A 22,782-nucleotide genomic window follows, 5' to 3' on the forward strand; every position below is an offset into this window, starting at 1 on the left:
GCGCCCGATCTGTCAGGCCCGCTCGAACACTGCGGCGATCCCCTGTCCGCCACCGATGCACAGGCTGACCAGCCCGGTACGTGCGCCCGTGCGGGCGAGTTCGTGGAGCAGGCGCACGGTGGCGATGGCGCCGCTGGCGCCGATGGGGTGGCCCAGCGAGATGCCGCTGCCGTTCGGGTTGACCCGTACGGGGTCCAGGTCCAGGGCGCGGGTGACGGCGCAGGCCTGGGCGGCAAACGCCTCGTTGATTTCCAGGATGTCGAGGTCCGCGGTGCCCAGCCCGGCGCGGCCCAGCGCCGTGCGGGTGGCGGGCACCGGGCCCATGCCCATCTGTGACGGTTCCACCCCTGCGTGCCCGTAGGCGACCAGGCGCGCCAGCGGCGTCAGGCCCAGGCGGCGCACCGCGTCTTCGGACGCCAGCATGACCATGCCGGCACCGTCATTGATCCCCGACGCATTGCCCGCCGTGACCGTCCCGCCGTCTTTGAGGAAGGCGGGGCGCAGCCCGTCGAAATCGGCCCGGGCGGCATCGTGGCGCACATGTTCATCGCGATCGAACAGCGTGGTGCGGCCGCCGGCGCGGATTTCGATGGGGACGATCTGGTCATCGAAATAGCCGGCACGGATGGCCGCCGAGGCCCGGCGATGGCTTTCGAACGCCAGATCGTCCTGCATGGCGCGGGTGATGCCGTGGCTGCGGGCGACGTTTTCGGCCGTGATCCCCATATGGACGTCGTCGAACGGGTCGGTCAGCGCGCCCACCAGCAGGTCCAGCAGGGTCTGGTTGCCCAGCCGCCGGCCGAAACGGGCGTCGGTTGCCAGATGGGGGGCGCGGCTCATGATTTCGACCCCGCCCGCCACCGCGATGTCGACGTCGCCCAGGCGGATGGCCTGCGCGGCCGACAGGATGGCTTGCAGGCCGGAACCGCAGATGCGGTTGACGTTCATCGCCACCGTGCCCACCGGCAGCCCCGCCCGCACCGCCGCATGGCGCGAAAGATACAGGTCGGTCGGTTCGGTCGGGATGACGTGCCCCAGCACCACCTGCCCCACCGCATCCGGCGGCAGTCCGGCCCGCGCCACGGCGGCGGCGATCAGTTGCGCTGCCAGTGCCGAGGGGGCGGTGCCGCGCAGGGCGCCGCCGAAACCGCCGATCGCGCTGCGCACGGCCGAGACGACGAAGATGCTGGTCATGGCCGAGGGATCCGGACGGTCTGTTGGTCTTGTTGGCGGCATGATGGCATGTTTCATGCCGCCGCTCCACTCCCGCCCGCGTCCGGGCGGGGCGCAGGCAAGGGCCGAGGCCCTTGCCGGTATCAGGCCTCGACGATCGCGGTGTGGCCGCGGGTGGGGCGGAAGCGTCCCTCGTGCAGGGCGGTTTCGATGTCTTCCAGCGACGCGCCCCGCGTTTCGGGCACCATGAAGAAGATGAATATGACCGATGCCAGATTGACCCCGGCATAGAACCACATCGTCCCGCCCAGCGAAATCAGGTTCACCAGGGTCAGCGCCGTGCTGGTCACCAGCAGGTCGCTGCCCCACAGGGTCGCGGCATGCAGGCTGGTTGCGGTGCCGCGCATCGACAGCGGAAACATCTCGGCCCCCAGCAGCCAGCCGACCTGGATGCCGCCGGAATTGAACATCATGAACATCAGCAGGAACACGATGATCATCCAACTGCCGACGCTGCCCTTGTCGGGATGGATGGCGAACATCAGCCCCAGGCCCAGCAGGCTGACAACCGACCCCGGCCCCATGATCAGCATCAGGCGACGCCGGCCGACACGATCGACGATCGCCGAACCCAGCATCGTCATGACCAGATAGACCACCGAAACGCCCAGGCTGGCCAGCAGGGCCGAGGAATGACCGAAGCCCGCGTCCGACAGGAAGGTCGGCGCGTAATAGATCATCATCTCCAGCCCGCCGCACTGCGTGAAGAAGGCGACGCCCAACGCCGCGACCAGGGCCGGACGCACCCAGGGCTGCCGCAGGCCGCGCCAGCCGCGATTGGCATCGTCGACATTTTCGGCCGCTTCGTGAATCTTCCTGATTTCCTTACGGATTTCCTTGCGCGAGGTCCGCACGCGCGTCAGTTGCGCGACCGCCGAGTCCAACCCCTCGTTTTCCGCCGTCCAGCGGGGGCTTTTGGGCAGGAAGAACATCGACACGAACACGAAGGCCGCCGGCAGGGCCGCCACGGCGATCATCGGCCGCCAGCCCCAGGCGTCGCGCGCAGCGAAACCGATGATATTGGCCAGGAAGATGCCGACCCCGATCGCGACATTGAACAGCGTGACCAGCCTGCCGCGCCGGGCCGCCGGTGCCAGTTCCGAGATATACATCGGAACCACCTGCGTCGATCCGCCGACGCCCAGCCCCAGATAGACGCGCGCCACGATCAGCATCCCGACATCCGGGGCGGCGGCGCAGGCCAGCGCGCCCGTGACGAACACGGCGGTGACGATCATCACCGAGGCCCGGCGGCCAAAGCGTTCCGACAACCAGCCCGTGCCGATGGCGCCCGCCACGGCACCCGCCAGGATCGCCGACGCGACCAGTTCCTGATACAGGCTGCCGAGATGGAAATCCTGCGTGATCAGCAGCAACGCACCCGAGATAATGCCGGTGTCGTAGCCGTAGAGGCCGCCACAGATGGCGGCCACGGCGGCTGCGAGCCAGAGAGTTCGTCCTGCGTTGTCCGAAACCTCGAAATCGGGCAAGGCCGGAAGGGTGGCCGATTGCGGCGAGAAATTCTGCATCCTGTTCTCCTTGTTCGGAAAAGAGCTTCACACTCCTGCCACGTTGCGGGGCCTGGCGGGGATGCCCATGCCGGGCGCGCGGGCGTTCAGGCCAGCGGGAGGAACAGGGCCGCCTTCATGTCCCCCATCGCGCCGAGCATGTCGTGCAACGTGCTCCAATCGTCCCGGGTTGCAATCGGCTGCCATATCCTCTCCATCGTTTCGACCAGCATCGTGCCGGGGACGACCCGGCAAAAACAGGGACTGGCAAGATCCAGCCCCGGCCGGGGAGAATGGGATTCGATCCGCCGATGCAACGGCACGAAATCCGCACTTTCGCCGAGGCGGCCATGGGGACTGTTCGCCGCACGATGTCTGCTCTGTGTTCCACCATACCCGTCGAAGAACAAAAATTCAAACCCAATGGCCGATCGTTCGAGGAAACGCCATGTCCAGGCCACCAACGGGCTGTCATCCGCCTTGGAAAGCGATGACAGGACAAGGCGTTTCCTGATACCGCCGTTCATCTCCTTTCCATAACGATCTGGGAAATCGTCGAAGATCTTCTGTAGATCATCAACATTCGCCACTGGAATCAGGCATTCCGTCAGCCGTGCCAGCGATCATGAATAACCGACCGGGTTTCCAAAGGGCAGTGCCCTTTGGCGGGTTTCAGGGCAGCGCCCCGAAGCAGGCCCATTGGATCAGGATGCCGGGAAGATCGGCAGGTCCAGCGTGTCCGGACGCGGGGCAAAGCAGGCCTCGATATCGGTGGGGGTCGCCGTCCCGACGTCGGCCCAGCGCGGCGCGTTGTCCTTGTCCACGATCTTGGCGCGCACGCCCTCGGCGAAATCGGGATGGCGGATCAGGCTGGCGATCAGGCGGTATTCCTGTTCCAGCACCATATTCAGGTCCGGCAGCCGGCGGGCGGCATGATAGGCTCGGAAGGTGACCCGCAGCGCGAAGGGCGAGGCATGGCGCAGCGCGTGCAGATCCTCCGCCGCCCAGGGTTCGGGGCAGGCCGCCAGGCGGTCCATGATGTCCGCCACGCCCGGCGCGTCATAGATGGCGTTCAGGCTGTCGGGGCGCGGCAGGTCCGGCCGGTCGACAGGGCAGGCCATGTCCACGACCTGCCCCGCCGGCTGGCGGGCCAGGCGATCCGCCAGTTCGGGCAGGGCGGCGGACGGCAGCATCCGGTCGGCAAAGCCCGCCGCCACGGCCTCGGCGCCGAGCATGCGCCCGCCGGTCAGCGCCATGCGCAGGCCGTACAGGCCCGGCGCGCGCGACAGGATGTACGACCCGCCGGCATCGGGGGTCAGGCCGATGGCGGTTTCGGGCATCGCGACGGTGGTGCGTTCGGTCACGATACGGTAGCGGACATGGCCGCCCAGCCCGATGCCGCCGCCCATCGCGATACCGTCCATGAAGGACACCACAGGCTTGGGAAAATGCGCCAGCACCGACACCAGGCGGTAGCCGTCGCGGAAGATGGCAGCGGCGGCGTCCGGCCCGTCGGCCGCCAGCGCGGCGCGGATGGTCCGCAGGTCGCCGCCGGCGCAGAAGGCGCGGGGGCTGGTGCTGTCGATCAGGATGGTCTCGATCCCGGGATCGTCGCGCCAGGCCTCGAGGCAGGCGGCGATACGGTAAAACAGCGGACGGTCGAGCGCATTGAGCGCCTTCGGCCGGTTGAGCGTCAGCCGCCCGAGGCGGCCCTGCCGCCCGATCAGCAGCGTGTCGGCATCCATCTTGATGGTTTCCTCCTGTTTTCCCCCGCGTGATAATATGACAGAAAGATGCGCAAAGCGGGTTGTCGGCCGACAGGGTCGGACGCCGGCAGGAAAGGTGCAAGAATGACGGTTGATTCCCAGACCTACCGGGATGCGATGGCGCGGCTGGGTGCAGCGGTCAACGTCGTCACGACGGGCACGCGCGACGATCCGGTCGGCTTTACCGCGTCCGCCGTCTGTTCGGTCACCGACGCGCCGCCCACCCTGCTGGTATGCATGAACCGGGACTCGCGCGCCCGTCCGGCCTTCCATGCCGGCGGCCCGATGTGCATCAACGTGCTGTCGGCCGGGCAGCGCGACATTTCCGGCGCGTTCGCCGGCAAGCTGGACATGTACGAACGCTTCACCTTCGGCCACTGGACGACGATGACAACCGGCGCCCCGGTGCTGGAGGAAGCCGTGACCTCGTTCGATTGCCGGATCGACCGCATCGTCGAGGTCGGAACCCACAGCGTCATCTTCGGCCTGGTCGATTCCATCCGCATCGGCGGCGCGCTGGGCGGGCTGGTCTATTTCAACCGGGCCTATCACGCCCTGCCGCACGGCGGGCAGGACACGCAGGAGAGCACCTGATGGCCGTATCCCGACGCCGTTCCGCCGACATGCCGCCCGTGATCGACGGGCGCGCGCTGGTCGCGCTGCATACGGGGCTAGCGCTGTTCATCGGGCTGATGGCGTGGTGGACCTGGTCGCTGCCGGCCTGAACCCGGACGTTGCCCGACCCCATCAGGGCCTGAGGCATACGCGGCCCCTCACACCGGGCAGGCAGGCCAGCAGATAGGCCAGGGTGCTCAGCGCGCTGATCCAGAACGAGGTCGGGCAGTCGGTCCACCACGACAGCGCCAGCCCGCCCCAGCCTTCGGCCACCGCCAGCACGACCGACAGCACGATCCCCCGCCCCGGCGAGGCCGTCAGGCGCTGCGCCGTCGCGGCCGGCCCGACCATCAGGGCGAAGACCAGCAGCACGCCCGTCACCTGCACGCATTCGGCCGTCGCGATCGCGACGATGGCCAGGAAGGCGGTGGATATCGCGCGCAGCGGCACGCCCCGGGCCTCGGCAGCCTCGGGCTGGAGGCTGGCGAACAGCAGCGGCCGGGACAGCACCGCCATCGCGGCGAGGCACGCCGTGCCGAACAGCGCCAGCCAGCCCAGCATCGCCCCGTCCACCCCCAGCACGTTACCGAACAGCAGGGCGGTGGCGCGGGTGGCGGACGTGGTCAGGAAATGCAGGAATAACAGGCCGAACCCCAGGGTGCAGGACAGCACCAGCCCGATGGCGACGTCCCTGCCCTGGGTGGTGCCGCGCCCGCCCAGGCCCATCGCCAGCCCGGCCGCCACCGTCAGCGCCAGCAATCCCCACAGCGGCGGCACGCCCAGCAGAAGGGCGCCCGTCGCGCCGGCAAAGCCGACATGCGACAGGGCGTGGCCAGCGAAGCTTTCCCCGCGCAGGACCATGAAATAGCCGACCAGCCCGGACAGGACCGCGACGATCCCGGTCGCGGCGAAGGCGTGGCGCATGAATTCGAAGGCGAACATGATCGGGTGCTACCGGCCGGAGTCAGGTGTCGGCGACGACGAAGATGCGCCCGCCGGCGCGGATCACCTCGACCGGCGTGCCATACAGGGCGGACAGGACGGGGCCCGTCGCGACCTCGTCCACCGGGCCCAGGCGCGCGGCGCCGCGCCCGACATACAGGACCTCGTCCATCACGCCCAGCAGCGGATTCAGGTCGTGGGTGGAAAACAGGACCGCGATGCCCAGCTGGCGGCGGATGTCGTTCACCAGGGCCACGACCGCGCGCTGGCCATGGGGGTCCAGGCTGGCCAGCGGTTCGTCCAGCAGCAGCAGGCGGGGCCGCCCCACCAGCGCCTGCGCCAGCAGCAGGCGCTGGCGTTCGCCGCCCGACAGCTGGTGGATCGGCCGTTCGGCCAGATGCGTGGCGCGGACCAGGGCCAGGACGCGATCGACCTCGGCCGCGTCATGGCGGCGATGGCCGCCCCAGCGCCAGTCGCAGGGCAGGCCCCAGCGTTCGCCATGCAGGGCGGCGGCGATGAAACTGCGCCCGTCCAGGCGCGGCACGACGCGGCCATGGAACTGCGGCATGTAGCCGATATCGCGGTTGCCGCGCCCGACCGGACGGCCGAAGACCGAAATCTCACCCGCCGCCACCGGCACGATGCCCAGGATCGCGCGCATCAGGCTGGTCTTGCCGGCCCCGTTGGGACCGAGAACGCCGACGAACGCCCCTTCGGACACCGTCAGGCTGGCATCGGACAGGATGGTCCGGCCGCCGATGCGAATGGTGGCGCGATCCAGCCGGACCGGGGGCGCGGCCGGCCCGGGCGGCGGCATGCGCCCGGCCGCGTCGCAGCAGGCGTCGGTCATGTCGTCCCCAACCGTCATTTCATCCTTTGTCATGCCAACCGGCTTTTCAAGCGACACGCCTCAGGGCGCCGTTCTTTGGAAAACCATTCGTTTATCCATGATCGGGCGGCAGGGCCAAAGCCCCCGACAGGCGATCGAGCGCTCCGGCGATCCAATCCTGGTAGCGCATGCCCTGCGGCAGGCTTTCGCCGACGCGCAGGACCGGAATCCCCGCCGCCCGCGCCAGCCCGTCCAGCCGGTCGGTCACGGGGCTGGCCGTCTGGTCGTTCACGATCAGCACCCGCACATGGCGACCGGTCAGGTCGCCCTCCAGCAGGGCCACGTCGGACGGGGCGGGATCGGTGCCGTTCATGACCGCACGCTGGAATGCCTCGTCGCGCATCGCAAGCCCTACGGCGCGCGCCATCCCGCCGAAGACCGGTTCGGACGCCGCGACGGGCACGCCCGCATAACGCGCCCGCAGGGCGTCGATGCGCGCCTGCAGCGGAAGGAGAGACGCCAGGAACACCCGCAGCCTGTCCTGCAACGCGGCCCGGCGGTCCGGCATCAGTTCGGCGCAGTTCTCGGCGAAGGCCGTGGCGAAGGTCCGAACGGCCGCCAGATCGTACCACAGATGCGGGTTGTCGCCGTCGCGCCAGCCCACCTGCCTGGACACCACCAGCATGACCGGGTGCGTGCGTGCATCGGCGTTCGTCAGCCGGTCGATCCAGCCGTCATAGCCGCCGCCGTTGGCGATGACGATCCGCGCCCCACCCACGATGCGGCCGTTCGACGGGCTGGCCTCGAACAGATGCGGGTCGCTCGACGGGTTGCTCAGGATGCTGGTGACCGCCACATCCGGACCGCCGACCTGCCGCGCGATGTCTCCCCACACCGTCTCGGCCGCGACGACGGGCAGCGGCGCCGCCCGCGCCGGCCCCGCCAGGAAGGCGAAAACCGCCAGCAGCACGAAGCCCAGGACGGATAGCGGATGGTGACGGCGGAATGCCGGGCAGGACATGGCGGGACGATCCGGAAGGGGCACGGGCACGAAGTTATACGTTATAATATAACAAATATCGAGCCTTCATATAGCGCGCTTTCCGGCGTATGGAAACCGGGGGCCGGGCCGCCCGGGGCGGCGTCGCCACGCGGGCTGGCGCAATGGGGGGCGGACGGAAGGCCGGCATGACAGGACACAGCTTCACCGACAGGACCGGAGCATTGCTGGACAGTGCGGAACGGCTATGCGTGGCGCGCGGATCGCGGCTGACGGAACTGCGGCGCCTGGTCCTGGGCCTGGTGCTGGATGCCGGGCGGCCGGTGGGCGCCTATGACCTGCTGGACGGACTGCGCGCCGACAAGAAGGGCGCGGCCCCGCCTACGGTCTACCGGGCCCTGGATTTCCTGCTGGAACAGGGGCTGATCCACAAGATCCAGCGCCTGTCGGCCTTCGTCGGCTGCACCCACGTGCTGGACGCGTCGCACGCGCATGCCGGGGGGTGCCATCCACACGCGGCGCAGTTCCTGATCTGCACCGGGTGCGGGCAGGTGACGGAACTGGACGACCGCAACATCGTCCACGCGCTGGTCGATGCGACGCGGGACATCGGCTTCATGGTGCGCCAGTCGACGGTCGAGGCCGAGGGGCTGTGCGGCGCCTGCCGGACCGGATCGCCCGTCCCCGCGCGGGCGGACGGCGCGCCCTGATTTTCGGCGCGCCCGCCCCCGCGCCACACGCCGCCGGATGACATCCCGACAGATCGCTATACAATCGGAGCCATGGTGAAGAACGGATTCAGGGTCAGGCCGGCCGGCCTGAGGGATCGGCGAACGGGGCTGACGCCGTTCCGGATCGAAGACGCACAGGGCCGGCAGGTGGCCCGAATTGCAGCGCGTCGCGACACGCAGGCCCTGGCCCTGTACTGGCGGGGCCGCGGCTGTCGCGAACTGGCCGGCATCCTGCCGGGATATGGACCCGAGGACCGTCTGCGGCGGAGTATCGACATGGCGCGTTCCCGCCTTTCTTCCGACGACATGCGCGAACTGCCGCTGCCCGAAGGCGCCGCCGACCGGCAGCCCCCCCGCCCGCGCGTGCCCCGCGCGGTGCGGCGCCCCGCGATCAGCACCGCGCAGGACGATCTGTTCCAGACCCGCACGCCGGCCGAACCGGCGGCGGTCGCCCCGGCACCCGCGCCCCCGGCGACGCCGCCCCGACGGGTCGCGCATCTGGATGCCGGCGAAATCCAGCTGGCGCGGGTGCATTATCGCGGCCTTCAGCCGTCGGACCCGCCCGACAGCTTCCTCTATCACATCGCGTCGTCGCGCCACGCCGAACAGATGCTGCGCGACGGGCTGGATCTGAACCCCCGGCAACCGCTGCCGCTGACCGAGCGGGGCGGCGTGCCGTACTGGCTGTCGCTGCTGGTAGATGACGCCGACGTCATGATGGACGGGGCGGAGGAAGAGGACATCGCCGTCCTGCGTCTGAAGCGGTTCATGGTCGATGACCTGATCGAGGACGACCCGGATGCCACCCGCAGTTCCGGCGTCGCCTGCTATTTCCTGACCGGCGGCGGCTGACCGCCCCCACACGCACCAAGGACGAACCCACCCATGGACACAGCAATCGCGGAAGTCGAACGCGGCGGCCGCGTGGAATCGCGCCATGCCGGCACCGCCGTGGTGGTGGACGCCGTCGGGGACGTGGTCTTCGCACTGGGGGACATCGAGCGCCCGACCTTTCCGCGTTCGGCCGTGAAGGCGTTCCTGGCCCTGCCGCTGGTGGAAAGCGGCGCCGCCGACCGGCTGGGCCTGGGTGACGAGGAACTGGCCCTGGCCTGCGCGTCGCACACCGGCGAGCCCGCGCATGTCGCCGTCGCCGCCCGGATGCTGGCGCGGGCCGGCCGCGACGTCGGCTGCCTGGAATGCGGCACGCACTGGCCGGTAGACGACGCCGCGGCGCGCGACCTGGCGCGGAGCGGCGGCGCGCCGTCCGCGCTGCACAACAATTGTTCGGGCAAGCATGCGGGCTTCATCTGCCTGGCCTGCGACCGGGGCGAGGCGCCGGGCGGCTATGTCGATCCCGGACACCCGATCATGCGCGAGGTCACGGCGGCGCTGGCCGACGTCACCGGCGCCCCGCACCGGGCCGACAACCGGGGCATCGACGGATGTTCGATCCCGACCTACGCCATTCCGCTGCGGGCGCTGGCCCACGGCTTCGCGCGCTTCGGCACCGGGCACGGGCTGGGGGCCGAGCGGGCACGGGCCGCGGCACGCCTGCGTGCCGCCGTGGCCGCGTCGCCGTTCATGGTCGCCGGCACCGGACGGTTCGACACCCGCCTGATGCGGGCGCTGGGCCCCCGGGTCTTCAGCAAGATGGGGGCCGAGGGCATCATGGCCGCCAGCCTGCCGGAGCAGGGCCTGGGCATCGCCGTCAAATGCCATGACGGCGCGCCCCGCGCGGCCGAAGTGGCGATGGCCGCCCTGCTGATCCGCTTCCTGGGTTCCGCGGGCGGGGATGACCCGATACTGGACACATTGGCCCGGTACGAACTGAAAAACTGGAACGGCCTCAGGGTCGGGGAAGTGCGCGCCACCGGCGTGACCTGACCGCCTGCCTGCCCCCGCCGTCCGGACCTGAAAACAACAAGAAAAAAGGCTCCGCCCATGAATGCAATCTCGCCACCGTCCAAAGAAGCCATCCATCTGCGTTCGATCGTCATCGGCTGCCTGGCGGCGCTGGCCGGGCTGATGTCCGGCCTGGATATCGGCGTCATTTCCGGCGCGCTGGATTTCGTCGCCCGGGATTTCCACGCCTCGACCGTGGCGCAGGAATGGATCGTCAGCGCCATGATGGCGGGGGCTGCGGTCGGCGCGCTGGTGGCCGGCTGGATGTCGCATCATCTGGGACGCAAGCGGTCGCTGGTGATCGGGGCGGCCATCTTCATGGCCGGGTCGCTGGGCTGCGCGTTCGCCTGGTCCACGCCCAGCATCATCGCCGGCCGGGTGGTCATGGGCCTGGCCATCGGCATCGCGGCGTTCACCGCGCCGCTGTACCTGTCCGAAATCGCCAACGAGCGCGTGCGCGGGGCGATGATCTCGACCTACCAGCTGATGATCACCGTGGGCATCTTCCTGGCGTTCGTCAGCGACACGCTGTTCAGCTACAGCGGCAACTGGCGCTGGATGTTCGGGGTGGCGGCCATTCCGGCGGGTCTGTTCCTGATCGGGGTGCTGTTCCTGCCGTTCAGCCCGCGCTGGCTGATGATGAAGGGACGCCGGCAGGAAGCGCTGGAGGTCCTGCGCACCCTGCGCGCCAGCCCGCAGGAGGCCTCGCGGGAAATCCGCGACATCAGCGCGCAGCTTCAGCAGAAGCAGCACGGCTTCGCGCTGCTGCGCGGCAACCGGAATTTCCGCCGGTCGATCCTGCTGGGCATCCTGCTGCAGATCATGCAGCAGCTGGCCGGGATCAATGTGGTGATGTACTACGCGCCGAAGATCTTCGCCCTGGCCGGCTATGTCGGCCCGGCGCAATTGTGGTGCACCGCCATCGTCGGGCTGGTGAACATGCTGGCGACCTTCGTGGCCGTGGGGCTGGTCGACCGGTGGGGACGCAAGCCGATCCTGTATACCGGCTTCGTGGTCATGACCTTCGGCATGGGCGCGCTGGGCCTGATCATCGACCGCGGGGTCGCCAGCCAGACGACGCAGATCCTGTCGGTGTTCATGCTGCTGGTCTACATCACCGGCTTCGCCATGTCGGCCGGCCCGCTGATCTGGGTCCTGTGTTCCGAGGTCCAGCCGCTGACCGGCCGCGACCTAGGCATCGCCATCTCGACCCTGACCAACTGGCTGAGCAACATGGCCGTGGGCGCGACGTTCCTGACCCTGCTGCAGACGCTGGGCAACGGGCCGACCTTCTGGCTGTTCGCGGGCTTCAACGCCCTGTTCGTCGTGCTGACGTGGCTGTTCGTGCCCGAAACCAAGGGCATGTCGCTGGAAGCGATCGAACATCGGCTGATGACCGGCATCCGCCTGCGCGACATCGGCCGGTGAGACTGGTTCAAGGGGCTTTGCCCCTTGAACCCCATCAAAGGCGACGCCTTTGAAATCCAGTCGTCAAGAGGCCAGGAACGTGTCCGCGTACAGGGCCAGCACGGCGGCGGTGTCCACATCGACCGCCACCGACTGGGACGGGTAAGGGTCCCAGGCGGGCGAGGGCGGGCAGAGGGCGCCCTCGGGCTTCTGGATGGTCTGGCCGTCGGCGATGCCGCCGCACACCACCCGTACGGGTCCGCGCCGCCGGGTGAACAATTCCGGGGCGATCACGTTGATCACCGCCAGGCTGTCATGGGCGAAAATCCCCGCCAGCCCGCGCGTGCGTTCGTGGAAATCCTGGTAGAACCGCGACACCGCGCGCAGGAACGTCCCATCCGTGCCGCCCTGCGCGCCCAGCCGGTCCAGATAGGCCGCATCCATCACGACCTGCTGCGTGACGTCCAGGCCCAGCAGCGTGACAGGCCATGCCGCCGTCAGCACGGCGTCGGCGGCCTCGGGGTCCGCCAGGATATTGGCCTCGGCCACCGGGGTCATGTTGCCGGCATGGCCGCGCGTGCCGAACGCGCCGCCCATGATGCTGACCCCGGCGACCAGGCCGGCGATCGCCGGATCGTGGCGCAGGGCCAGCGCCAGATTGGTCAGCGGACCCACGGCGATCAGGGTGACCTCGCCCGGATGCGCCCGTACCAGATCGACGATCACCTGCCAGGCCGGCCGCGGGTCGGACGCGCGCGCCATGCTCTGGGGCAGCGTCAGGTCGCCGATGCCGTTCGCGCCATGGACATGCGGCGCCCCCAGGCCGGCAGGCCGATCCAGCGGCGTCGCCGCCCCGCGCGCGACCGGCGCGGCCAGGCCCATCCAGTCGGCCAGCCACAGCGCGTTGCGGGTGACGGTATCGACGTCGAGGTTGCCGTGCACGGTGGTGATCGCCAGCAGGTCGAATTCCGGACGGCGCGTCAGGAAGCGCAGCGCCATGGCGTCGTCCACGCCCGGATCGGTGTCGAAGATGACTTTGTATCGCGGCAAAATGATCCCCTTTCTGACGTCATGCAGGGGGCAGTCGCCCCCTTCACGCCCGGACTTGAACCCTGGGTTTGCAAAGGGCGACCGCCCTTTGCCGGGGCTTGGGGCAGCGCCCCAAACTTAACTGGCGGTCCACCCGTCCTGCGCCAGCGCCACCCCGGCCAGATACAGGCTGCCGCAGATCACGACCCGGGCCGGCGGCCCCGATGCCCCCTCGGCCAGCCGCGCCAGTGCGTCGCGCACCGTCGGCCCGGGGGTCGCCCGGCCCGCCGACGCGGCGATGATGGCCTCGACCGGCAGGGCCAGATGCTGACCGGGTTCGGCCACCGCCTGGACGCTGGCGGCATGCGGCAGCATCGGCGACAGGAAGCCCGAAGCGTCCTTGGTCTGCTTCATGCCGACCACCAGATGGACCGGCCGGTCCGCCCAGCGCCCCAGCATATCCGCCAGCGCCTGGCCCGCGCCGGGATTGTGCCCGCCGTCCAGCCACAGTTCCCATCCCGGCGGCAGCATCGCGGCCAGGTCCCCGGTCAGGCGTTGCAGGCGGGCGGGCCATGTCGTGCGGGCGATCCCGGCCCAGCCCGCCTCGGGCACCGGCAGCCCGCCGGCCCGCAGCGCCGCGACGGCCAGGCCGGCATTGTCGATCTGATGCGTGCCCGCCAGCGAGGGCGGCGGCAGGTCCAGCGCCCCCTGCGCGTCGGCATAGCGCAGGCCGCCCGCCACGGGTTCGATCGTCCAGTCCTCGTCGCGTACCAGCAGGCGCGCGCCTTGCCGCGCGGCGGTCTCGCGCAGCACGGCCATGGCCTCGGCTGCCTGCCGGCCGGTCACGACGGGTACGCCGGGCTTCATGATGCCGGCCTTCTCGCCCGCGATGACGGCCAGGCTGTCGCCCAGGAACGCCTCGTGATCCATGGAAATCGACGCGATCGCGCAGGCGGCGGGCCGCGCCAGCACGTTGGTGGCGTCGAAGCGCCCGCCCAGCCCGACCTCGATCACCGCCAGATCGGCCGGATGACGGGCGAACAGCACGAACCCGGCAGCGGTCAGGACCTCGAACACCGTGATCGGCGCCCCGTCATTGACGCGCTCGACCTCCTCCAGCACCGCGACCAGTTCGTCGGTCGACACGATGCGCCCGGCGACGCGGAAGCGTTCGGTGACATCGACCAGATGCGGTGACGTCATGACATGCACGCGCCAGCCCGCCGCCTCGCCGATGGCGCGCAGGGTGGCGCAGGTGCTGCCCTTGCCGTTGGTACCGGCGACATGGATCACCGGCGGCAGGTGTTGCTCGGGGTGGCCCAGCCGCGCCAGCAACCCTTCCAGCCGGCCGAGCGACAGGTCGATCAGCGCGGGATAGAGCCGGTTCAGCCGTTCCAGGACGGCCCCGGCGCGCCCGACGAATTCCGGCCCCAGCGTGGCCCCACCTGTGGACATGGCGGCGCGGGTCAGGCCGCCGGACGCAGGGCGGACGCGATCTGCCGATGGTTCAGCAGGCCAATCAGGCGGCCCAGCATTTCGGGCAGTTCGGGGCGCTTGACGACCATGTCCACCATGCCGTGATCCAGCAGGTATTCCGCGCGCTGGAACCCCTCGGGCAGCTTCTCGCGCACCGTGTCCTCGATCACGCGCTGGCCGGCGAAGCCGATCAGGGCGTTGGGTTCGCTGATCTGCACGTCGCCCAGCATGGCGAAGGAGGCGGTGACGCCGCCGGTCGTCGGGTTGGTCAGCACCACCAGATACGGCAGCCCGGCCTCGCGCAGCATCTGCACCGCCGCCGTGGTGCGCGGCATCTGCATCAGGCTGATCATGCCTTCCTGCATGCGCGCCCCGCCCGAGGCGGTGAAGACCACCAGCGGCGCCTTCTGCAGCACCGCCAGCCGCGCCGCCGCCACGAAGGCCTCGCCCAGGGCGGCGCCCATGGTGCCGGCGATGAATTCGAACGCCATCACCGCCACGACGGCGTCATGACCGCCGATCTTGCCGTGCGCCACGGCCATGGATTCGTCCAGCTGCGACTTCGCGCGCTCGTCCTTCAGGCGCTCGGTGTAGCGTTTGCGGTCGCGGAACGACAGTGGATCGACCGCCACCTTGGGCAGGTCGATCTGCGTGTAGGCGCCGTCGTCGAAGGTCCAGCCGAACCGTTCGGCCACCGAGGCGCGCATGTGATGACCGCAATGCGGGCAGACATTCATCGCCTTGTGCAGATCCTTGACCAGAACCATCTGGCTGCAGGATTCGCAGTTGGTCCACAGATTGTCCGGCACCTCGCGCTTGAGCAGACCGCGGATCTTGGGGCGGACGTACTCGGTCAGCCAGCTCATCACATCTCTCCATGACGCAGGGCGCGATCGCCCCCGAAACCTGCCTCATTACAGGGTGGGGGCCGGGAACGCCAGATCTGCCGTCGGTAAGGACGGCCCCGGGGGCCGCCTCAGGGTCGTCGGGGGGCGGCCGCTCAGCCCCGCGCGGCGCGCACCGCGTGGGACAGGTCGCCCAGTTGCGCCAGCACGCGGGGCAGCGTGTCGGCGGTGGCGCGCCCGTCTTCGTCCAGCGTGTCTTCCAGCGTGGCGAGCAGGGCCGAGGCCACGACCGCCGCGTCGGCGACCCGCACCGCCGCCGCCGCCTGGTCGGGCGTGCGGATGCCGAACCCGATGGCCACCGGCAGGTCGGTCGCCGCCCGCAGGCGCGGCAGGGCGGCGGCCAGTTCGTCGCTGCTGGCGGTGCGCGTGCCGGTGACGCCGGTGATGCTGACGTAATAGACGAAGCCCGAGGCATGGTCGAAGACCACCGGCAGGCGCGCATCCGTCGTGGTGGGGGCCACCAGCCGCACGATGTCCAGCCCTTTGGCGGCGGCCGGGCCTTCCAGCAGGTCGGCCTCCTCGGGCGGCAGGTCGACGATAATCAGCCCGTCCACTCCGGCCCGTGCCGCGTCGGCGCAGAACCGCTCCGGCCCGTAGGCCCCGATCGGGTTCAGATAGCCCATCAGCACGATGGGGGTGTCGGAATCGCCTTCGCGAAAGCGGCCGACCATCTCCAGCACCTTTGCCACGGTGGAGCCCCCCTTCAGGCCCCGGCGTGCGGCGGCCTGGATGATGGGCCCGTCGGCGCTGGGGTCGCTGAAGGGCACCCCGATCTCGATCAGGTCGGCGCCGGCCCCGGGCATGGCGCGCAGCAGCGCCAGCGAGGTGTCGTAATCGGGGTCGCAGGCCTGCAGGTAGGGAATGAGGGCGCCGCGTCCCTGCTCCTTCAGCGCGGCGAAGCGCCGGGCGATACGGCTTGAGGGGCGGCTCACAATGTCACTCCCAGATGTGCGGCGACGGTGAAGATATCCTTGTCGCCCCGGCCAGACACGTTCAGCACGATCAGGGTTTCGGGGTCCAGGGTGGGCGCGATCCTGGCCACATGCGCCAGCGCGTGCGAACATTCCAGCGCCGGGATGATGCCCTCGGTGCGGGTGCAGAGCTGGAAGGCCGCCAGGGCCTCGTCGTCGGTCGCGCCGACATATTCGGCCCGCCCGATCTCGTGCAGCCAGGAATGTTCCGGCCCGATGCCCGGATAATCCAGGCCGGCGCTGATGGAATGGGCTTCGTCGATCTGGCCGTCGGCATCCTGCAGCAGGTAGGTGCGGTTGCCGTGCAGCACGCCCGGCCGCCCCCGCAGGATCGAGGCCGCGGTCTCGCCGCTGTCCAGGCCCCGGCCGGCGGCCTCGACGCCGATCAGGCGCACCGACGCATCGTCGAGGAACGGGTGGAAGATGCCCATGGCGTTGGACCCGCCGCCGATGGCCGCCACGATGATGTCGGGCAGGCGGCCCTCGGCCGCATGCATCTGCTGGCGCGTTTCCTCGCCGATCACCGACTGGAAGTCGCGGACCATCTCGGGATAGGGGTGCGGCCCCGCCACCGTGCCGACCAGGAAATAGGTGTCGCGGACATTGGTGACCCAGTCGCGCATCGCCTCGTTCATCGCGTCCTTCAGCGTGCCGGCGCCCGATGTCACGGGCACGACCTCGGCGCCCAGCAGGCGCATGCGGAACACGTTGGGCTTCTGCCGCTCGACGTCGGTGGCGCCCATGTAGATGACGCATTTCATGCCGAACAGGGCGCAGACCGTGGCGGTGGCGACCCCGTGCTGGCCGGCGCCGGTCTCGGCGACGATGCGGGTGCGGCCCATGCGGCGGGCCAGCAGGATCTGGCCCATGACGTTGTTGAGCTTGTGCGAACCGGTGTGGTTCAGCTCCTCGCGCTTCATGTAGATCTTGGCGCCGCCCAGTTCCTGCGTCAGGCGATGGGCGAACCACAGCGGGCTGGGACGGCCGACGTAATCCTTGAGGTAATAGTCCAGCTCGCGCCGGAAGGCCGGGTCGGCCTTGGCTTCGGCATAGGCCTGGTCCAGTTCCAGCACCAGCGGCATCAGCGTCTCGGCCACGAAGCGGCCGCCGAAGATACCGAAGCGGCCCCGTGCGTCCGGCCCGCTGCGCAGGCTGTTGGGCCTGGCCGGCGCGTCCCCTGCCGGTGTCCCGTCGGGCTGCGTCTCCTGCATGTCTGCTGCGCTCACGTCGTTCTCCAGAAGCCTTCGGATACGGGCGGGAATCCCCGCCGTCCGCCGGTGCGCCCCACGCGGCGGCGTAGCGTGTTCTGGACCGAGTGCCGGAAAATTACCAGTCTCCTGTACCGTCCCCATGCCCCGATGCCCGGCCCGGCGTCATTTGACAGGCGCGCCACGGCACCGGATATCTTGGCCTGGCTCCGGGGTCTGGCCCTGGGTTTGACCGGAACCGGAGGGATAAGGACGGCATGTTTCTTGCGCACAGGCCCGGCGCGCCCGCGCAGACCATCACGGGCGAGGCCGACGCAGCCAACACCCCCTGGCTGGACCTGCTGGACCCGACCCCCGACGAGCAGGCCCTGGCCGCCCGCATCACCGGCCAGCGCATCCCGACCCGCGACGACCTGGAGGAAATCGAAAGTTCGTCGCGCCTGTTCATGGAAGACGAGGCCGTCTATCTGTCCACGCCGCTGGTCCGGCGGATGCAGGACAATTTCTTCGTCTCGCCCGTCGGCTTCATCCTGTCGCGCGACCGGCTGCTGACGATCCGCTTCACCGCGTACTCGGCGTTCGACCTGGTGGCCCGCCAGATCGCCGACCGCCAGGACAAGCTGAGCGGCGACGAGGTCTCGGTTCTGCTGATGGAAGCGGTCGTGGACCGGCTGGCCGACATCCTGGAACATCTGGGGCAGTCGCTGGACACCCTGTCGCGCGAGGTGTTCCGGGCCGACCAGCCCAGCGCGGGGAAGGGCGACATGATCCTGCGCACGCTGCTGCGGCGGGTCGGGCGATCCGGCGACCTGGCCTCGTCGGTGCGCGACAGCCTGCTGGGGATGGAGCGGATCGCGATCTTCGTCAGCGAGAACAAGAAGCACGATCTGTCCGAACGGCTGCGCGCCCGCCTGGCCACCGTCGCGCGGGATATCGGGTCGCTGAACGATTTCGTGTCCCAGACGTCGAACAAGGTACAGTTCCTGCTGGACGCCACGCTGGGCTTTATCAGCATCGAACAGAATAACGGCATGAAGATCCTGACCGTCGTCAGCTTCATCGGCGTCGCCCCGACGCTGGTGGCCGGGATCTACGGCATGAATTTCCACGATATTCCCGAACTGGGCTGGCGCTACGGCTACTGGTATTCGCTGGCGCTGATGGCGGCGACGGTCATCGTGCCGCTGTTGTGGTTCTGGAAGCGGGGATGGCTGGGTCCAGGCCGCTGATTTCATGGGGGGCGGCCCAACGAAGGGGCCGCGCGCAGGCGTGAACGCCCGCGCCCGCGCCGGCCTTGACCTTTCGGACGGGCATCCCTACTGTCGCAGTCATCGCTGACGAACTTCACCCGTCACGCGCCCCCTCCGTCTGGAACGATGTTGACCAGTTTCCGGTTTGTCCGGTCATTCGGCAGGTGTCCATGCACCTTCCTTCGGGTCAACCTGTTCTCTCCCCGATCGTGACCTGCCCATTCAAGGCATCGTGAATGCATCTCGCCGAACTCAAGGCCAAAACGCCCGCAGACCTTCTGGCCTACGCCGAAAGCCTGCAAATCGAAAACGCGTCGTCCCTGCGCAAGCAGGACATGTTGTTCGCCATCCTCAAGACCCTTGCCGACAATGATCAGGCGATCCATGGCGAGGGCACGCTGGAAATCCTGCCCGACGGCTTCGGTTTCCTGCGCTCGCCGGAAGCCAACTACCTGCCGGGCCCGGACGATATTTATATCTCGCCCAGCCAGGTGCGGCGTTTCGGCCTGCGGACCGGCGACACCGTCGAGGGGCAGATCCGCGCCCCGCGCGACGGCGAACGGTATTTCGCGCTGCTCAAGGTCAACACGATCAATTTCGAGCCGCCCGAGGCCGTCCGCCACCGGATCAATTTCGACAATCTGACGCCCCTCTACCCCGAGCGCCGGCTGAAGATGGAGGTCGAGGCCAACGCCGTCGGCGGTGAACCCGAAAAGGGCACCAAGGGCAGCAAGGGCCAGACCAAGGATTTCACCCCCCGCGTCATCGACCTGGTCTCGCCGATCGGCATGGGCCAGCGCGCCCTTATCGTGGCCCCGCCGCGCACCGGCAAGACCGTGATGCTGCAAAGCATCGCCTCGTCGATTTCCGCCAACCACCCCGAAGTCTTCCTGATCGTCCTGCTGATCGACGAACGGCCGGAAGAAGTCACGGACATGGCACGCTCGGTCCGGGGCGAGGTCGTGTCCTCGACCTTCGACGAACCGGCGACCCGTCACGTCCAGGTGACCGAGATGGTGCTGGAAAAGGCCAAGCGCCTGGTCGAGCACAAGCGTGATGTCGTCATCCTGCTGGATTCCATCACCCGCCTGGCCCGCGCCTACAACACCGTCGTGCCCTCGTCGGGCAAGGTGCTGACCGGCGGCGTGGACGCCAACGCCCTGCAGCGGCCCAAGCGCTTCTTCGGCGCGGCCCGCAATATCGAGGAAGGCGGATCGCTGACGATCATCGCCACCGCGCTGATCGACACCGGCAGCCGCATGGACGAGGTCATCTTCGAGGAATTCAAGGGTACCGGTAACTCGGAACTCATCCTCGACCGCAAGCTGGCCGACAAGCGCACCTTCCCCGCCATCGACATCACCAAGAGCGGCACCCGCAAGGAAGAGCTTCTGGTCGAACGGTCCGAACTGTCGAAGATGTGGGTCCTGCGCCGCATCCTGGCCCCGATGGGGACGATGGATGCGATGGATTTCCTGCTGGACAAGCTGAAGTACAGCAAGACCAACCGCGATTTCTTCGACGCGATGAATACCTGACCGGCAGATCCACGCCGCACGGAAAGACCCCGGTACCGGATGACGGTACCGGGGTTTTTTCATGGGCGATGTAAAAACGGTGATTGGGGCAGCCCCCAGTCGAACAGGCCTGCATGGCGTCAATGACGCGTGCGTCTTCCCAGCGTGCCGCCCGCACCCATCATCGTCATTCAAATCATACCGGACGTGGCTTACAGAGTGAGGGTCAGCGCGAAGCGCGCCGAGATCGGCTCCAGAGGGTGGACGGTCGCGCCTGTGATGGCCTGCGCCATCGGCGTGATGCGGTAGTCATAGCCATATTCGATGGCATTATCGTGCGAGTTGGTGAGGTTGAAGATCGAGACGGTCAGCTTCAGCCGCTTGGAGAAACGATAGCCGGCATCCAGATTGACCTCGCGATAGCCCTTTGCGCGCAGGCTATTGTCTTCCAGCAGAGGATACCCGCCCAGCCAGCGCACCTGCAGGCCGCCGAACCACGGCCCCTTGTTGTCGAGAAGTACGCCGAAGGACCAGATGAAGTTGGGAGCGTTGGCGACATAAGTGCCGCCGATCCCGTAATATTCGGGATCATGCGTCCGGTAGCGGGCATGGGAATAGGCGATATCGGTGTTGAGTTCGACCCAGGACAGCGGGTTGTACTGGGCCGAGAACTCGACGCCCTGCCGGCGGCTTGGCGGCCCGGCCTCGTTCACGCCCTCGTCGGCGTCGTACATCAGTTCGGAATCGAAATCGATCCGCCAGAAGGCGAGTTGCGTGTTGAGGCGGCGCAGCGGCGTCGAGCGGATGCCGATCTCCTCCGAGACCGCCTTTGTCATGAGCGGGGCGAGCACGGACCCGGCCAGGAAGCGATCGCCCGAGAACGTGCCGACGACGCCGCGCAAATCGTTGGAATGGAAGCCGCGTCCGGCGCTGAGATAGAGTTCCGTCTTCTGCCAGGGGCCGAAGATCAGGCTGCCCTTGGGCTGGAAGAGTGTCTGCCCGACGCGGCCGAAATAGCCTGTGACGAGGCTGTGGTCGGCGCCGTGATAATATTCCTCGCGCAGGCCCACGACGGTGCGCAGCCAGGGCAGCCAGTGCGTCGTGTTCTGCACATAGCCCGCCACCCGCCCTTCCTGAACGTTGTCTGCGTTGCAGACATACAGCCCGCCGCCATAGGGGCTGTCCGGGCAGGTGGGCAGGACCACACGTTGGCGCGTATGCCGACGGTCGATAAAGATCGTGTCATAGCGCCCGTCGAGGCCGAAGACGGTCTCGGTCCGGAGGGCACCGACCAGGTCTGTCCGCATGTAGCTGGCCGTCCCCCCGACCTTGGTCCGGGTCTCGTCCTGCCCGAACTGGTCGCCATCGACGGGATCGACCAGATAATGGGTGAAGTTGTTCCACAGCGCGAGGCGGCTGTGATCGGCAAAGAAGCTCGTGACCCATTTCCGGCGGTCGCCGCCCAGCCGGTAATGGCCCGAGAGGCTATAGCGCTCGGTGAAGCCGCCATCGCTGGGATCGAGCGAGCCGAATCTGCTGATGAGATGGTGCTGAATCGCTTCAAGCGGCTGATCGTTCGTCGCCCGCCATTGCCCACGGTAATACATGCCGGTCAGGTCGAACCCGTTGGTCGCAGTGCCATGGACGTAGCGCGCGGCGGATTTGATCGCGCGGAAATTGTCGGGATACGTCCACGGACCGTCCGCGTGGTCGATCTCGAAAGCGCCGACCAGACGGTCCTTGTTGGGAAAATGCGCGGTCCCGCCGGTGAAGAATCGCGCGTCGCCCAACGTCCCGCCGCTGCCGCTGATCGTAGTGGGCATGTCATCGACCAGATGGACGCGGTCCGATCCCGCCACGCCGAAATCGCCCGTCGTGGCGTTGAACGGCCCCTTGGTGTAATCGATCGAGCCGAGCAGTTCGGGGATCAGGAAGTTGAGGTCCGTATAGCCTTGCCCATGGGCATGAGTGACCTCGTTGATCGGGATATCGTCCACGAAGCTGGCGAGATCCGTGCCATGGTCGAGATTGAAGCCGCGCATGAGGAACTGGTTGGCCTTGCCTTCGCCGGAATGGGCGGTGACGACCAGTCCCGGCACCGCTTCCAGAAGCTGTCCCACGCGATAGGCGGGGCGGAGCTGGAGTTCCTCCCGCGTGATGGTGCCCTGGGCCGCGGAGACCGCGCCCCCCAGCAGGTTGAGGCGGGAGGCGGTCACGGTGATGGTTTCGTCCACGCTGCTCTTTGTGGCGGCGGGCGTGGTCTGCCGTGGTGCGGGGCGGTTGCCCGCAGGGGCAGGCGTCTCTTGTGCGGCCAGCGCGGAGGATGTCAGAACGACATGGAGAAGACCGACACCCACGATCGGACGCAGGGACTTCATGGAACGCTTCGGGCCTTTCATCCAGACGCGGGGGACAGGCGCGAACGGCCTGGGCGCCAGTTTTTGGCATTATCATACTAATATTTGAATACGTCATACCGCGTAAGCGCGACTG

The 22,782-nt window shown here is 68.4% G+C and carries 21 protein-coding genes; 8 read left to right on the forward strand and 13 right to left on the reverse strand.

The features are described from left to right. Window positions 1–12: 12 nt before the first annotated feature. From bktB to HLH34_RS04945, 4 genes are all read right to left on the reverse strand, one after another. Window positions 13–1,194: a beta-ketothiolase BktB gene (bktB, locus tag HLH34_RS04930; RefSeq protein ID WP_183118485.1), complete on the reverse strand. Its 1,182-nt coding sequence runs from the start codon at window positions 1,192–1,194 to the stop codon at window positions 13–15. A 122-nt stretch (window positions 1,195–1,316) separates the two neighbouring features. Beyond that, the gene (locus HLH34_RS04935; RefSeq protein ID WP_183118486.1) at window positions 1,317–2,762 is read right to left on the reverse strand and encodes a sugar porter family MFS transporter; all 1,446 of its coding nucleotides are present in this window, start codon (window positions 2,760–2,762) and stop codon (window positions 1,317–1,319) included. An 86-nt stretch (window positions 2,763–2,848) separates the two neighbouring features. Then, on the reverse strand, window positions 2,849–3,361 hold the full coding sequence (locus tag HLH34_RS04940) for a protein adenylyltransferase SelO family protein (protein WP_183118664.1): 513 nt from the start codon (window positions 3,359–3,361) through the stop codon (window positions 2,849–2,851). 84 nt (window positions 3,362–3,445) lie between these two features. Then, window positions 3,446–4,486: an enoyl-CoA hydratase/isomerase family protein gene (locus HLH34_RS04945; RefSeq protein ID WP_183118487.1), complete on the reverse strand. Its 1,041-nt coding sequence runs from the start codon at window positions 4,484–4,486 to the stop codon at window positions 3,446–3,448. Between the two features lie 105 nt (window positions 4,487–4,591). On the opposite strand from HLH34_RS04945, the gene HLH34_RS04950 reads away from it, so the two are divergent. Together HLH34_RS04950 and HLH34_RS19600 are read left to right on the forward strand one after the other, a co-directional pair. Continuing rightward, the gene (locus HLH34_RS04950) at window positions 4,592–5,101 is read left to right on the forward strand and encodes a flavin reductase (protein WP_183118488.1); all 510 of its coding nucleotides are present in this window, start codon (window positions 4,592–4,594) and stop codon (window positions 5,099–5,101) included. Further along, on the forward strand, window positions 5,101–5,232 hold the full coding sequence (locus HLH34_RS19600; RefSeq protein ID WP_264784245.1) for a hypothetical protein: 132 nt from the start codon (window positions 5,101–5,103) through the stop codon (window positions 5,230–5,232). Before HLH34_RS04950 ends, HLH34_RS19600 begins: the two co-directional genes overlap by 1 nt. Before the next feature lie 22 nt (window positions 5,233–5,254). Here the strand turns inward: HLH34_RS19600 and HLH34_RS04955 are convergent, their stop codons facing one another. From HLH34_RS04955 to HLH34_RS04965, 3 genes are read right to left on the reverse strand one after another with little or no spacing between them, the layout of a single operon-like run. Beyond that, window positions 5,255–6,064 (reverse strand): metal ABC transporter permease, encoded by an 810-nt coding sequence (locus HLH34_RS04955; protein WP_183118489.1) that lies wholly within the window; start codon window positions 6,062–6,064, stop codon window positions 5,255–5,257. A gap of 22 nt (window positions 6,065–6,086) precedes the next feature. Continuing rightward, on the reverse strand, window positions 6,087–6,947 hold the full coding sequence (locus HLH34_RS04960; RefSeq protein WP_244959650.1) for a metal ABC transporter ATP-binding protein: 861 nt from the start codon (window positions 6,945–6,947) through the stop codon (window positions 6,087–6,089). A 58-nt stretch (window positions 6,948–7,005) separates the two neighbouring features. Next, window positions 7,006–7,914 (reverse strand): metal ABC transporter solute-binding protein, Zn/Mn family, encoded by a 909-nt coding sequence (locus tag HLH34_RS04965; protein ID WP_183118490.1) that lies wholly within the window; start codon window positions 7,912–7,914, stop codon window positions 7,006–7,008. A 167-nt stretch (window positions 7,915–8,081) separates the two neighbouring features. On the opposite strand from HLH34_RS04965, the gene HLH34_RS04970 reads away from it, so the two are divergent. The 4 genes from HLH34_RS04970 (at window position 8,082) to HLH34_RS04985 (ending at window position 11,954) form a co-directional block, all read left to right on the forward strand. Further along, window positions 8,082–8,603 carry a transcriptional repressor gene (locus HLH34_RS04970; protein WP_183118491.1) on the forward strand — a complete coding sequence of 174 codons (522 nt, stop codon included), beginning with the start codon at window positions 8,082–8,084 and terminating at the stop codon, window positions 8,601–8,603. A 168-nt stretch (window positions 8,604–8,771) separates the two neighbouring features. After that, window positions 8,772–9,476, forward strand: a complete 705-nt coding sequence (locus tag HLH34_RS04975; RefSeq protein ID WP_264784243.1) for a hypothetical protein — start codon at window positions 8,772–8,774, stop codon at window positions 9,474–9,476. Between the two features lie 33 nt (window positions 9,477–9,509). After that, a complete protein-coding gene (locus HLH34_RS04980; protein WP_183118492.1) occupies window positions 9,510–10,508 on the forward strand; it encodes an asparaginase in 999 nt (332 codons plus the stop codon). A gap of 57 nt (window positions 10,509–10,565) precedes the next feature. Next, complete coding sequence (locus tag HLH34_RS04985; RefSeq protein WP_183118493.1) at window positions 10,566–11,954, forward strand: sugar porter family MFS transporter; 1,389 nt, start codon at window positions 10,566–10,568, stop codon at window positions 11,952–11,954. Window positions 11,955–12,017: 63 nt separating this feature from the next. Here the strand turns inward: HLH34_RS04985 and HLH34_RS04990 are convergent, their stop codons facing one another. From HLH34_RS04990 to trpB, 5 genes are all read right to left on the reverse strand, one after another. Continuing rightward, complete coding sequence (locus HLH34_RS04990) at window positions 12,018–12,983, reverse strand: nucleoside hydrolase (RefSeq protein ID WP_183118494.1); 966 nt, start codon at window positions 12,981–12,983, stop codon at window positions 12,018–12,020. A gap of 117 nt (window positions 12,984–13,100) precedes the next feature. Next, entirely contained in the window at window positions 13,101–14,417 is a 1,317-nt protein-coding gene (locus HLH34_RS04995; RefSeq protein WP_183118495.1) for a bifunctional folylpolyglutamate synthase/dihydrofolate synthase, read from the reverse strand. Between the two features lie 11 nt (window positions 14,418–14,428). Beyond that, window positions 14,429–15,304, reverse strand: a complete 876-nt coding sequence (accD, locus tag HLH34_RS05000) for an acetyl-CoA carboxylase, carboxyltransferase subunit beta (RefSeq protein WP_183118496.1) — start codon at window positions 15,302–15,304, stop codon at window positions 14,429–14,431. Window positions 15,305–15,438: 134 nt separating this feature from the next. Continuing rightward, window positions 15,439–16,275 carry a tryptophan synthase subunit alpha gene (trpA, locus tag HLH34_RS05005; RefSeq protein ID WP_183118497.1) on the reverse strand — a complete coding sequence of 279 codons (837 nt, stop codon included), beginning with the start codon at window positions 16,273–16,275 and terminating at the stop codon, window positions 15,439–15,441. Continuing rightward, window positions 16,272–17,525, reverse strand: a complete 1,254-nt coding sequence (trpB, locus tag HLH34_RS05010; protein ID WP_183118667.1) for a tryptophan synthase subunit beta — start codon at window positions 17,523–17,525, stop codon at window positions 16,272–16,274. Before trpB ends, trpA begins: the two co-directional genes overlap by 4 nt. 254 nt (window positions 17,526–17,779) lie before the next feature. On the opposite strand from trpB, the gene HLH34_RS05015 reads away from it, so the two are divergent. Together HLH34_RS05015 and rho are read left to right on the forward strand one after the other, a co-directional pair. Beyond that, window positions 17,780–18,751, forward strand: a complete 972-nt coding sequence (locus HLH34_RS05015) for a magnesium transporter CorA family protein (protein ID WP_183118498.1) — start codon at window positions 17,780–17,782, stop codon at window positions 18,749–18,751. Window positions 18,752–19,008: 257 nt separating this feature from the next. Further along, window positions 19,009–20,310: a transcription termination factor Rho gene (gene rho, locus HLH34_RS05020; protein ID WP_182944386.1), complete on the forward strand. Its 1,302-nt coding sequence runs from the start codon at window positions 19,009–19,011 to the stop codon at window positions 20,308–20,310. A 191-nt stretch (window positions 20,311–20,501) separates the two neighbouring features. On the opposite strand, the gene HLH34_RS05025 is transcribed toward rho, so the two are convergent. Further along, complete coding sequence (locus tag HLH34_RS05025) at window positions 20,502–22,667, reverse strand: TonB-dependent receptor (RefSeq protein WP_220792039.1); 2,166 nt, start codon at window positions 22,665–22,667, stop codon at window positions 20,502–20,504. Window positions 22,668–22,782 lie beyond the last annotated feature (115 nt).

Source organism: Gluconacetobacter azotocaptans, assembly GCF_014174355.1.
Taxonomy (GTDB): domain Bacteria; phylum Pseudomonadota; class Alphaproteobacteria; order Acetobacterales; family Acetobacteraceae; genus Gluconacetobacter; species Gluconacetobacter azotocaptans.